The sequence below is a fragment of the Streptomyces sp. NPDC050703 genome (assembly GCF_040654435.1).
In the GTDB taxonomy this organism is placed as follows: domain Bacteria; phylum Actinomycetota; class Actinomycetes; order Streptomycetales; family Streptomycetaceae; genus Streptomyces.
On the sequence record NZ_JBFAHX010000078.1, the window covers coordinates 1 to 13797 of the forward strand.

Genomic DNA, 13797 nt, shown 5'->3' on the forward strand with positions numbered 1-13797 from the left:
GGCCACCCACGCTCCTCCGTCAGCAGCTCCACCGCACCCGCCGACCAGTCCACATGCGGCGACGGCTCATCCGCATGCAGCGTGCGCGGCAGCACACCGTGCCGCATCGCCATCACCATCTTGATCACACCCGCCACACCCGCGGCAGCCTGGGTGTGACCGATGTTCGACTTCACCGAACCAAGCAGCAACGGCCGGTCCGCCGGACGATCCTGACCATAGGTCGCAAGAAGCGCCTGCGCCTCGATCGGGTCACCCAGCTTCGTCCCCGTACCGTGCGCCTCCACCGCGTCCACATCGGACGGCGCCAGGCCCGCACCGGCAAGTGCCTGGCGGATGACGCGCTGCTGCGAGGGGCCGTTGGGGGCCGTCAGACCGTTGGAAGCGCCGTCCTGGTTGACCGCCGAGCCCCGGACGACCGCGAGCACCGGGTGGCCGTTGCGGCGGGCGTCCGACAGGCGCTCCACGAGCAGCATGCCGATGCCCTCGCCCCAGCCGGTGCCGTCCGCTTCGGCTCCGAAGGCCTTGCACCGGCCGTCCTGCGACAGTCCGCGCTGGCGGCTGAACTCCACGAACGCCGCGGGCGTGGACATCACCGTCACACCGCCCGCGAGGGCCAGTTCACACTCGCCCTGACGCAGGGCCTGGACCGCCAGGTGCAGGGCGACGAGCGAGGACGAGCACGCCGTGTCCACCGTGACGGCCGGGCCTTCGAGGCCGAACGTGTACGACAGGCGGCCCGAGATCACGCTCGCCGCGCTGCCGGTGCCGAAGTAGCCGTCGACGCTCTCGGGAGCGGCCATCATCAGCGTCGTGTAGTCCTGGCCGTTGGTGCCGACGAAGACACCGGACCGGCTGCCGCGCAGCGAGGTCGGGTCGATGCCCGCGCGTTCGAAGGCCTCCCAGGACGTTTCCAGGAGCAGCCGCTGCTGCGGGTCCATCGCCAGCGCCTCGCGCGGCGAGATCCCGAAGACCGTCGGGTCGAAGTCGGCGACGTCGTCGAGGAAGGCGCCCCTGCGGGAGTACGTGGTGCCGACGCCCGCCGTCTCCGGGTCGGGGCTGTACAGCGCCTCGACGTCCCAGCCGCGGTCGGTGGGGAACTCCGTCACGGTGTCGCGGCCCGACAGCAGGACCTGCCACAGGTCCTCGGGGCTCGCCACGCCGCCGGGGTAGCGGCAGGCCATGGCCACGATCGCGATCGGTTCGTCGCTCACGCCGGTCGCGCCGGAGACCGTGCCGGTGCCGGAGGCGGCGGGCACCGCGCCCGACAGGGCCACTCGCAGGTGGGCGGCCAGGTCGGCGGGCGTGGGGTAGTCGAAGACGATGGATGCGGGCAGGGCGATGCCGGTGGCCTCGCTGAGGCGGGCGCGCAGTTCCACGGCCGTCAGCGAGTCGAAGCCGAGTTCTCTGAACGCGCGCGTCGCGGGGAAGGCGTCGGCGGACGCGTGGCCGAGTACGGCGGCGGCCTCCGAGCGGACGAGGCCGGTGAGGTGGCGTCCCTGCTCGGCCTCGTCCAGAGCGGCGAGCCGCCGCACGAGAGCCGATGTGCCGCGCTGCTCGGCGGAGGCTGAGGCAGTGGCGGAGGCGGACGCGGCGTCCGCAGCGGCGCGTACGGCGGGGAGTTCGCTCAGGAGCGGGCTCGGCCGCTGCGCGGTGAAGGTGCCGGCGAACCGGGCCCAGTCGACGTCGGCGACGGTGACCTTCGTGTCGCCGTGCGCGACGGCGGAACCGAGGCCGGCGAGCGCCGCACCGGGGTCCATCGTGAGCAGGCCGAGGCGCTTGAGGTGCGCGGCCTGTCCGGAGTCCTCGACCATGCCGCCGCCGCCCCACGGCCCCCACGCGACGGCCGTCGCGGGCAGGCCCGCGGCCCGGCGGTGGTCGGCGAGGGCGTCCAGGTAGGCGTTGGCGGCGCCGTAGGCGGCCTGGCCGCCGCTGCCCCACACGCCGGCGATGGAGGAGAACAGGACGAACGCGTCCAGGGGCGTGTCGGCGAGCAGTTCGTGCAGGTGGCGGGCGCCGTCGGCCTTGGCCGCGAGTACGTCGGCGAACCCGGTGAGGTCGTGCGGGTCGAGGTCGGCGAGGGCGGCCGGGCGCTCCACGCCCGCCGTGTGGACGACGGCGTCGAGCGGCGGAAGGCTCTCCAGCATCGCGGCGACGGCGTCCCTGTCGGCAACGTCGCAGGCGGCGAACGTGACGCGCGCGCCGAGGCCGACGAACTCGGCCTCCAGGTCCTCGGCCCCTCGGGCGGTCCGGCCGCGGCGGGCTGCCAGCACGACGTGCTCGGCTCCGTGCGCCGCGAGCCAGCGCGCCACGTGTCCGCCGAGGGCGCCGGTGCCGCCGGTGACGAGGACGGTGCCGCGCGGCGACCAGCTCTCCTCGGAGGTTTCGCCCAGCGGGGCGGGCACGAGTCTGCGACCGAGGACCGTGTGGTCGCGCAGGGCGATCTGGTCCTCGCCGGGCGCGGCGACGGCGGAGGCGAGGAGGTCCCCGGTCCGCTCGTCCCACGCCTGCGCCCGCGCCTGCGCCTTCGTCTTCGTCTGGAGCTGGGGCAGGTCGATCAGGCCGCCCCAGCGGGCGGGGTGTTCCAGCGCCGCGGCCCGGCCGAGGCCCCACAGCATCGACTGCTCGAACCCGGTGACCGCGTCGTCGGCGCCCGTCGAGACCGCGCCCGACGTGAGGCACCACAGCGGAGCGTCCACGTCGCCGAGCGCCCGCAGCAGACCGATCGTCGCCGCGAGACCCGCGGGTACGGTGCTCTGCCCCGCGTCGGCGAGACCCAGCAGCGAGACCACACCGCTCAACCGCGGCAGACCCGCCAGCCGCCCCGCCCAGTCGACCGCTCCCGTCTCCGCGGCCAGGTCGACGTACAGGACATGCGCCTCGTCCGCACCGTTACGCGTCAGGGACGCCCGTACCCACTCGGCGCACTCGTCACCGGTCGGCGCCACGACCAGCCAGGTACCGGCCGGGCGGCGCGTCCCGGCGTTCACCGCACGCCAGTCGACCCGGTACCGCCATCCGTCGGCCGTCAGCCGGTCCCGCTGCTTCCGGCGCCAGGCGGAGAGGCGGGGCAGTACCGCGCTCAGCGGGTCGTCGGACGACACGCCCAGCGTCCGGGCGAGGTCCACGGGGTCGCCCTCCTCCACGGCCTCCCAGAACCGCGCCTCCTCCGGCGAGGTACGCCCGGTGCTCTCCTCGGCCGCGGGGGCGTCGAGCCAGTAGTGCTCGCGCTGGAACGCGTACGTCGGCAGGTCGACCCGCTGGGCCCCGCTGCCCTCGAAGAGGGCGGCCAGGTCCACCGGGACGCCGCGTACGTGCAGTTGGCCGATGGCGGTGGTCAGGGCGGCCAGTTCGGGGCGGTCGCCGCGCAGGGCGGGTACGAAGGCGGCCTCCGGGGCGCCGGCCTGCCCGAGCCCGGAGAGCACGCCACCGGGGCCGACCTCCAGGAAGACGTCGACGCCCTGCTCGCGCAGCTCCGCGACCGCGCCGTGGAACCGCACGGCCTCGCGCACGTGCCGCACCCAGTACTCGGGCGAGGCCAACTCCTCGGCGCTCGCCCGGGTGCCGGTCAGCGTCGACACGATCGGGATGGCGGGCGCCTCGTACGACACGCCCTCAAGCACCCGGCGGAAGTCACCGAGCATCGGCTCCATCAACGGCGAGTGGAAGGCGTGGCTGACCTTCAGCCGGGACACCTTCCGGCCCGCCGCACGCCACTTCTCCGCGACCGCCTCCACATCGGCGGCCACACCCGAAACCACCACCGACGCCGGACCGTTGACGGCGGCGACACCGACCGTCTCCGACAGGTCCGGGACGATCTCGGCCTCGGACGCCTGGATCGCGACCATCGCACCGCCCGCGGGCAGCGCCTGCATCAGCGCACCACGCGCCGACACCACCTTCACCGCATCCGCCAACGACCAGACACCGGCGACGTGGGCAGCCGCCAGCTCGCCGATCGAGTGGCCCGCCAGGACGTCGGGGCGTATGCCCCAGGACTCCAGGAGCCGGAACAGTGCCACCTCCACCGCGAACAGCGCCGGCTGCGTCACCCCGGTCTCGTTCAGCGCATCGGCGTCATCGCCGAACAGGACTTCGCGTACGCGCGGGTCACACTCGTCCAGTACGGAGTCCAGGGCCTCGGCGAACACCGGGAAACAGGCGGCCAGTTCGCGGCCCATGCCGAGCCGCTGCGAACCCTGCCCCGAGAACAGGAAGGCCAGACGGTGCGGTGCGGCCTCGCCGGTGACGACGCCGGGGGCTCCGTGTCCCTCGGCGAGGGCGGTGAGCCGGTCGACAGCGGTGGCGCGGTCCTCGGCGAGGACCACGGCGCGGTGCTCGAAGAGCGACCGTGTGGTGGCCAGCGAGAAGCCGATGTCCGCGGGGTCGAAGTCGGCGGAGGCCGCCACGGCGGACCGCAGCCGGTCGGCCTGCGCGCGCAGTGCGTCGGGGGTCCGGGCGGACAGCGGCCAGGGCGTGACGGCGGGGACCGGTCTGCCGTTGGGCGGCGTGTCGCCGTCCGGCGTGGCCGGATCGGGTGCGGGCGCCTCTTCCAGGATGACGTGGGCGTTGGTGCCGCTGACGCCGAAGGAGGACACACCGGCGCGGCGCGGTTCGTCGGTCCGGGGCCACGGCTGTTCCTCGGTGAGGAGCGCCACGGTGCCCGCCGACCAGTCGACGTGGCTGCTGGGCTCGTCGACGTGCAGGGTCTTGGGCAGCACGCCGTGCCGCATCGCCATGACCATCTTGATGATGCCGCCGGCCCCGGCCGCCGCCTGGGAGTGGCCGATGTTCGACTTCAGGGAGCCGAGCCACAGCGGGCGGTCGTCCTCGCGTTCCGCGCCGTAGGTGCCGATCAGGGCCTGGGCCTCGATCGGGTCGCCGAGGGTGGTGCCGGTGCCGTGTGCCTCGACCGCGTCGACCTGCGCGGGGGTGAGCCGTGCGCCGGCCAGGGCCTGGTTGATGACCGCCTGCTGGGCGGGGCCGTTGGGCGCGGTCAGGCCGTGGGACGCGCCGTCCTGGTTCACCGCCGAACCGCGGATGACGGCGAGGACGGGGTGGCCGTTGCGCTGCGCGTCGGACAGGCGCTCCACCAGGAGCATGCCGACGCCCTCGCCCCAGCCGGTGCCGTCGGCGCTGTCGGAGAACGCCTTGCAGCGGCCGTCGACGGACAGGGCGCGCTGCCTGCTGTACTCGACGAACGTGCGCGGGGTGGACATGAAGGTGGCGCCGCCCGCGAGGGCGAGGGAGCATTCGTCGCGGCGCAGCGCCACCATCGCCAGATGCAGGGCGACCAGGGACGACGAGCACGCGGTGTCGACGGTCACGGCGGGGCCGACGAGGCCGAGGGTGTAGGCGATCCGGCCCGAGGCGATGCTGCCCGCGCTGCCGTTGGCGAGGAAGCCCTCGAAGCCTTCGGGGGCCTGGGGCAGCCGCGTGGCGTAGTCGTTGTACATGACGCCCGCGAACACACCGGTCTTGGTGTCCCTGGCCTGCGCCGGGTCGATGCCGGCGCGTTCGAACGCCTCCCAGGACGTCTCCAGGAGCAGCCGCTGCTGGGGGTCCATGGCCAGTGCCTCGCGCGGACTGACCCCGAAGAACGCGGGGTCGAAGCCGGCGGCGCCCCGGAGGAAGCCGCCGTGCCGGGCGATCGAGGTGCCCGCGTGGTCCGGGTCGGGGTCGTAGAGGGCTTCGACGTCCCAGCCGCGGTCGGTGGGGAACTCCGCCACCGCGTCGCGGCCCTCGGCCACCAGCTGCCAGAGGTCTTCGGGTGAGGCGATGCCGCCGGGGTAGCGGCAGCTCATCCCGATGATGGCGATGGGCTCGTTCTCCCGCTCCTCGACCTCGCGCAGGCGTCGGCGTGCGGTACGCAGATCGGTGGTGGCCCGCTTGAGGTAATCGCGGAGCTTGTCCTCGTTCTGCATCTGGCGTGTGCTCCTTATGGCGGTGCGGGGGAGATCGTTGCGGTCCGGACCGGTCACGAGGTCTCGAGTTCGTTGTCGAGGTAGCCGAAGAGTTCGTCGTCGGTGGCCGATGTGAGGTCGTCGGAGTCGACGTCCTCGTCGGTGTCGTCGGCCCGTGCGTCGCTCCACTTGGCGAGCAGGGCCCGCAGCCGCAGGTCCACCTTGGTGGCGGTGCCGTCGTCGGCGAGGGAGAACAGCGCGTTCTCCAGGCGGTCGAGCTGGTCGAGTACGCCGGTGTCGGGCTCGGGTCCGGCGCTCGGGAGCAGCGTGAGGACGTGCCGGGTGATCGCGGCGGCCGAGGGGTGGTCGAACACGAGGGTCGACGGCAGCCGGAGGCCGGTGGCGTGGGTGAGCCGGTTGCGCAGTTCGACGGAGGTCAGGGAGTCGAAGCCGAGGTCCTGCAGGGGGCGGCCGGGTTCGATCCTGGCGCCGGCCGTGTGGCCGAGTACGGCTGCGACCTGCGCGCTGACCAGGTCGAGCACCGTCTGTTCGCGGTCCTCGGCGGACTGGCGTGCGACGGTCTCGGTGAAGGAACCGGCGGTGGCGGGGGGCGTCGCGGTGGCGCGGCGGGCGGGGGCGCGGACCAGGCCCCGCAGCATCGGGGGCAGGGTGCCTTCGGCCGCCTGGCCGCGCAGGGCGGCGGTGTCGAGCAGGACCGGTACGAGCGCGGGGCGGCTGTCCCCGCTCGCGGCGTCGAACAGGGCGAGGGCGTCGTCGGTGGGCAGTTCGAGGATGCCGGAGCGGCCGAGGCGGGCCCGGTCGCCGGCGTCGAGTGCGGCCGTCATGCCGCTCGCCGCCGCCCACATGCCCCAGGCGAGGGAGACGCCGGGCAGGCCGAGGGTGTGGCGGCGGTGCACGAGGGCGTCGAGGGTCGCGTTGGCGGCGGCGTAGCTCGCCTGTCCCGCGCTGCCGAGGATGCCGGCCGCCGAGGAGAACACGACGAAGGCGGAGAGGTCGGCGTCCCGGGTCAGTTCGTCCAGGTGCAGGAGGCCGTCGACCTTCGGGGCGAACACGCGGTCGACGCGGTCGGGGGTCAGTGACTCCAGTACGCCGTCGTCGACGACGCCCGCCGTGTGCACGACCGCGCCGGGCGGCTGGTCCAGGGAGGCGAGCAGCGCGGCCACCGAGTCGCGGTCGGCGACGTCGCACGCCGCCAGGGAGACGTGGGCGCCCAGTGCCTCCAGTTCGTCGCGCAGTGCCGTGGCACCCTCGGTCGCCGGTCCCTTGCGGCCCGCGAGGACGAGGTTGCGTACGCCGTGTTCGGCGACGAGATGCCGGGCCACGAGGGCGCCGAGCGTGCCGAGGCCGCCGGTGACCAGGACGGGGCGGGCCGGGTCGAGGGGCGCGGGCACGGTCAGCACGACCTTGCCGACGTGGCGGGCCTGGCTGAGGTGGCGGAACGCCTCGGGTGCGCGGCGGACGTCCCAGGCGCGCACCGGCAGGGGGGTGAGGGCGCCGGCCTCGAACAGGGCGAGCACCTCGGCGAGCATCTCCTGGAAGCGGTCGGGTCCGGGCTGCGTCAGGTCGAACGTGGCGTACTCGACGCCGGGCGGCAGGGTGCCGGGGTCGCGTACGTCGGCCTTGCCCAGTTCGATGAACCGGCCGCCGTCCGGCAGCAGTTCGAGGGAGGCGTCGACGAACTCCCGTACCAGGGAGTTCAGCACCACGTCGACGCCGCGGCCGCCGGTCTCGGCGGTGAACCGCTCCGCGAAGCCGGTGTCGCGCGAGGACGCCAGGTGGGTTTCGGGCACGCCCGTCGCCCGTACGGTGTCCCACTTGGCGGGGCTCGCCGTGGCGAACACCTCGGCGCCCCAGTGGTGCGCGAGCTGCACGGCCGCCATGCCGACGCCGCCCGCCGCGGCGTGGATCAGCACGGACTCGCCCCGGCGCAGTCCTGCCAGGTCGTGCAGGGCGTAGTAGGCGGTGAGGAAGACCAGCGGCACGGAGGCACCGCGTGCGAAGGACCATCCGGCGGGCATGGGGGCGACCAGTCTGCGGTCGGTGACGGCGAGGGGCCCGAAGCCCTTGGTGACCATGCCGAGGACGCGGTCGCCCACCGCCAGGTCGGTGACTCCGGTGCCGACCTCGGTCACCACGCCGGCGACCTCGCTGCCCATGTCGGCCTCTCCGGGGTAGGAGCCGAGGGCGATCAGTACGTCGCGGAAGTTGAGGCCCGCGGCGCGTACGGCGATGCGCACCTCGCCGGGCGCGAGGGGCGCGGCGGCGTCGGGGTGCGGCACCAGGGCGAGGCCGTCGAGGGAGCCGCGCTGCCGGCTGTCCAGCCGCCATGGTCCGTCGGCGGGCGGGGTGAGCGCGTCGTCGTCGGTGGTGCGGACGAGCCGGGGCACGCGCACCTGGCCCGCCCTGACGGTGGTCTGGGGTTCGCCGGAGGCCAGTGCGGCGCGCACGGCGGGGGCGGGCTCCTCGGTGTCGTCGAGGTCGATCAGCGTGAGGCGGCCGGGGTTCTCGGTCTGTGCCGAGCGGACCAGGCCCCAGAGCGCGGCCTGTGCCGGGTCGGGTGCCTCGGTGTCGACCGCGCCGCGGGTGACGAACACCAGGCGGGTGTCGGTGGTCCGTTCGTCGGCGAGCCAGTCCTTGAGGTGTGCCAGGGCCCAGGACACCGTCTGCCTGGCCGCGTCGCCGTCGTCCTCCGCGAGGGTCGGCGGGCACGGGAGGAGCAGGTCGGTGACGCCGTCGAGGGCATCGGGGCCGGGCACGGCGGGCGCGTCGTCGATGCGAAGGTCCTCGCGGGAGCCGTCCCCGTCCGTGCCGAGCACGGCGAGAGCGAGCGTCCTGTCCCCGGTGCCTTCGGCTGTTCCCTCGGCGGGCGTCCACTCCAGGCGCAGCAGGGCGTCGGTGCCCGTCGAGGGGGCCGCGCGCAGTTCCGCCGGGCGCATGACCAGTGACTCGACGGTCGCCACGGGGCGGCCCGCCACATCGGCGACGGCCAGCGACATCGCGTCCTGCCCCTGTCCCTCGGGCGACCAGCGCACCCGTAGCGTGGCCGCTCCGCGGGCGTGCAGCCGTACGCCGGTGAAGCTGAACGGCAGCCGGGGACCGCCACCGGTCTCGTCGAGGGCGCGCAGCACGGGTGCGTGCAGCGCGGCGTCGAGCAGGGCGGGGTGCAGGGCGAAGCCCTGGTCGCCGCTGTCGTCGGCCAGGCCCACCTCGACGTACACGTCGCGGTCGAGGCGCCACGCGGCGCGCAGCGCGCGGAAGACCGGTCCGTAGTCGTAGCCGAGCGCGGTGAGGCGGTCGTAGACGTCGTCGACGTCCATCGGTGTCGCGCCCTCGGGCGGCCACACCGCGAGTCCGGCGGCGGTCGCGTCGTCGGCAGTGATCGTGCCGGTCGCGTGCTCGGTCCACGGGGCGTCCCGGTCGGCGTCCTCGGCCCGCGAGTGCACCCGGATGCCGCGTCGGCCGTCCTCCTCCGCGCCGACGGTCACCCGCAGGGCGCGGCCACCGCGCTCGGGCAGGACCAGCGGGGCGTGCAGGGTCAGTTCCTCGACGGTGTCGAGGCCGCAGTGGTCCGCGGCGTGCAGGGCGAGGTCGAGGAAGCCGGTGCCGGGGAAGAGCACCCGGTCGCCGACGCCGTGGTCGGCGAGCCACGGCTGGGCGCTCGTGGCGAGCCTGCCGGTGAACACGGTGCCGTCGGAGCCGGGCAGGGCGACCGCGGCGCGCAGCAGCGGGTGGTCGCCGGTGGTCAGTCCGAGGGCCGCCGTCGCCCGGTCGCCGGTGGGGGCGACGGCCGCGGTCAGCCAGTACCGCTCGTGCTGGAAGGCGTAGGTGGGCAGGTCCACGCGGGTGCCCCGGCCGCCGAGCAGGGCCGCGAGGTCCAGGCGTGCGCCGCGGACGTGCAGCAGTGCGGCGGCGAGGGCCAGCGAGTCGGGTTCGGGCCGCTCGGAGCGGAGCGTGGGGATGAACGCGGCTTCGGGGGCGCTGTCCTGGCCCATGGCGCTGAGCACGCCGCCGGGTCCGATCTCGACCATCGTCGTCACGCCGCGGGCGGCGAGCGAGGCGACGCCGTCGGCGAACCGTACGGGCCTGCGCACGTGCTGCACCCAGTGTTCGGGCGAGGTCAGCTCGTCGGCGCCGACCGGTTCGCCGGTCAGGGTGGAGACGATCGGCAGCGTGGGCGGGTGGGCGGTCGTGCCGGCGACGACGCGGCGGAAGGCGTCGAGCATCGGTTCCATCAGCGGGGAGTGGAAGGCGTGGCTGACCCGCAGTCTGCTGATCTTGCGGCCCTGCGCCTTGAGGCGGTCGGCCAGGGCGAGCACTTCGAGTTCGCTGCCGGACAGGACGAGCGCGTCGGGGCCGTTGATGGCGGCTATGCCGACGTTCTCGGAGCACTCCGGTGCGATCTCGTCCTCGGTGGCCTGGACGGCGACCATGACGCCGCCCTCGGGCAGCGCCTGCATGAGGGCGCCGCGCGCGGCGACGATCGTGCAGGCGTCGGCGAGGGAGAAGACGCCCGCCACGTGCGCGGCGGCCAGTTCGCCGATCGAGTGGCCGGCGAGCGCGTCGGGCCGCAGGCCCAGGCTCTCCCACAGCCGGTAGAGGGCGACCTCGATGGCGAACAGGGCGGGCTGGGCGTACTCCGTGCGGTCGAGGGCGCTCTGGTCGTCGCCGAAGACGACATCGCGCAGCGGCACGTCCAGGTGCGGGTCGAGGTGGGCGAAGACCTCGTCGAGCGCGTCGGCGAACGCGGGCCGCGTCTCGTACAGTTCGCGGCCCATGCCGACGCGCTGGGAGCCCTGGCCGGAGAAGAGTACGGCGGTCCTGCCGCCGTCGGGGGTGCCGCGCACCACGCCCGGGGCGTCGGCGCCCTGGGCCAGCGCGTCGAGTCCGGCGCGCAGTTCGGGGGTGGTGGTGCCGAGGACGACCGCGCGGTGGTCGAGCGCGGCCCGGCCGGTGGCGAGGGTCGCGGCGATGTCGAGGGGTGACAGTCCGGGCCCGGCGTCCACGGTGGCGGCGAGGCGGGCGGCCTGTGCGCGCAGCGCGGCGGTGTCGCGGGCGGACAGGGTCCACACCAGGGGGCGGCCGTCGGGTTCGCCGGCCGGGGCGGGGGCCGCGGGGGCGGCCTGTTCGAGGATCACGTGGCCGTTGGTGCCGCTGACGCCGAACGCGGAGACGGCGGCGCGCCGGGGCCGGCCCGCCTCGGGCCAGGGCCGCTGTTCGGGAAGGAGTTCCACGGCGCCCGTCGTCCAGTCGACGTGCTCGGACGGGCGGTCGAGGTGCAGGGTGCGGGGCAGTACGCCGTGCCGCATCGCCTGCACCATCTTGATGACGCCCGCGATGCCCGAGGCGGCCTGGGTGTGGCCGATGTTGGACTTCAGCGCGCCGAGGAGCAGCGGCCGGTCGGCGGGGCGGTCCTGGCCGTAGGTGGCGAGCAGCGCCTGGGCCTCGATGGGGTCGCCGAGGCGGGTGCCCGTGCCGTGGCCCTCGACGGCGTCGACGTCGGCGGTGGACAGGCCCGCGTTGGCGAGCGCCGCGCGGATGACCTGCTGCTGGGCGGGCCCGTTCGGCGCGGACAGGCCGTTGGAGGCGCCGTCCTGGTTGGTGGCGGTGCCCCGGACGACGGCGAGCACCTCGTGGCCGTTGGCGCGGGCGTCGGAGAGCCGTTCGAGGAGGATCAGGCCCGCGCCCTCGCCCCAGCCGACGCCGTCGGCGGCGTCGGCGAAGGGCTTGCACCGGCCGTCGGGGGCCAGGCCGCCCTGGAGGCTGAACTCGGCGAAGGGCGTCGGCGTCACCATGATCGCCGTGCCGCCCGCCAGGGCCATCGAGCACTCCCCCGACCGCAGCGCCTGCACGGCGAGGTGCAGGGCGACCAGGGAGGACGAGCAGGCGGTGTCCACGGTGACGGCGGGGCCGCGCAGGCCGAGGGCGTAGGCGACCCGGCCGGACACGACGCTCAGCGCGTCGCCGGTGAGCCGGTAGCCGTCCATCTCGGGGGTGGCCTGCTCCAGGGTGCCGGCGTAGCTCTGCGGGGAGGCGCCGACGTAGACGCCGGTGAGGCTGTCGCGTACGGAGGTGGGGTCGATGCCCGCCCGCTCGAAGGCCTCCCAGGCCAGTTCGAGCACCTGCCGCTGCTGGGGGTCCATCGCCAGGGCCTCGCGCGGGGCGATGCCGAAGAAGCCCGCGTCGAAGCCGCCCGCGTCGTCGACGAAGGCGCCTTCCAGGGTGCGGCTGCGGCCCTGGGCCTCGGCGTCGGCCGGGTAGAGCCGGTCGGTGTCCCAGCCCCGGTCGTCGGGGAAGGGCCCGACGGCGTCGCGTCCTTCGAGGACGAGGGACCACAGGTCCTCGGGGCCGCGTACGCCGCCGGGGTAGCGGCAGCTCATGGCGACCACGGCGATGGGCTCGTCGGCGGTGCGGGGCGCGCTCCGGGCGGGCGCGGCGGCGCTCCGCTCGCCGAGGACCACGGTGTGCAGGTGGCGGGCGAGCGCGTCCGGCGTCGGGTGGTCGAAGACGACGGTCGCGGGCAGCCGTACGCCGGTGGCGGTGTTGAGTCGCTTGCGCAGCTCGATGGCGGTGAGGGAGTCGAAGCCCAGCTCGCGGAAGGCGCGGTCCTGGGTGACGGTGTCGGGTCCCTCGTGGCCGAGCACGGCCGCCGCGTGGCCGCGGACCAGGTCGAGCAGGAGGCGGTGCTGGTCGGCGTCGTTGAGCCCGGTGAGGCGGTCGGCGAGGGCTCCGCCGGTGGCCGGCTGCTCCTGCGCGTCCTGCGCGGCGAGCGCGACGACGGCGGGGATCTCGCTGATCAGCGGCCGTGAGCGGGCGGCGGTGAAGCCGGGGGCGAAGCGGGCCCAGTCGATGTCCGCGACCGTCAGGGTGGTCTCGTCCGTGGCCAGGGCGGTGACGAGCGCGCCGACGGCGAGTTCCGGGCGCATGGGGCGCAGGCCCCGGCGGCGCAGCTGGTCGTCGAGGTCCCCGGTGACCATGCCGCCGCCCGCCCACATGCCCCAGGAGACCGAGGTGGCGGGCAGTCCCTCGGCGCGGCGGCGCTGCGCGAGGGCGTCGAGGAAGGCGTTGGCCGCGCCGTACGCGCCCAGTTCGCCGCTGCCCCAGACCGCGGACCCGGAGGAGAACAGCACGAACGCGTCGAGGTCGCGCCCCTCGCACAGCTCGTCCAGGTGGGCCGCGCCGACGGCCTTGGCCTCCAGGGCGTACGCGAGGTCGGCGACGCCGGTCTCGGCCAGCGGCAGGGAGGGGACGGTGCCCGCCGCGTGGAAGACGGAGCGGACCGGGGTGCCCTCGGCGTCGAGCCGGTCGAAGAGGTCGCTCAGGGCGGTGCGGTCGGCGGCGTCGCAGGCGACGACGGTGGCGCGGACGCCGAGTCCTGCCAGTTCCTCGCGGAGTTCGGCGGCGCCGGGCGCGTCCATGCCGCGGCGGCTGGTCAGGACGATGTGCTCGGCGCCGTCGGCGGCCAGCCGACGGGCGACGTGGCCGCCGATGGCACCGGTGCCGCCGGTGATCAGTACGGTGCCCGCGGCACGCCAGGCGGGCACCTCGGCCGGTGCGGGTGCGGGGATCAGCCGGCGTACGGAGACACCGGAGGCGCGGATCGCGAGCTGGTCCTCGTCCGTCTGCCCGGCGAGGACGGCGGCGAGGCGCGCGGCGGTCCTGGGGTCGGGGGCCGCGGGCAGGTCGACGAGGCCGCCCCAGCGCTCGGGGTGTTCGAGGCCGACGGCGAGGCCGAGGCCCCAGGTCTGGCTCTGCGCCGGGTGCGTCGGCGCATCGGTGTACTTGCGGGGACACCCGGCGTCACGGTCCTGATCCACGACCAGGAGTGCGCCACCGAGAAGCGGCGCAAGTGGAAGCGCGGCAAGCTCGACAA

At 75.0% G+C, this 13797-nt stretch carries 2 protein-coding genes; both read right to left on the minus strand.

Features of this window, described 5'->3' with window-relative positions:
* The coding region (locus AB0I16_RS35215; protein ID WP_363253759.1) for a type I polyketide synthase at positions 1–5927 on the minus strand (5927 nt) is incomplete at its 3' end.
* A gap of 53 nt (positions 5928–5980) precedes the next feature.
* Positions 5981–13741, minus strand: a complete 7761-nt coding sequence (locus AB0I16_RS35220) for an SDR family NAD(P)-dependent oxidoreductase (protein WP_363253760.1) — start codon at positions 13739–13741, stop codon at positions 5981–5983.
* Positions 13742–13797 lie beyond the last annotated feature (56 nt).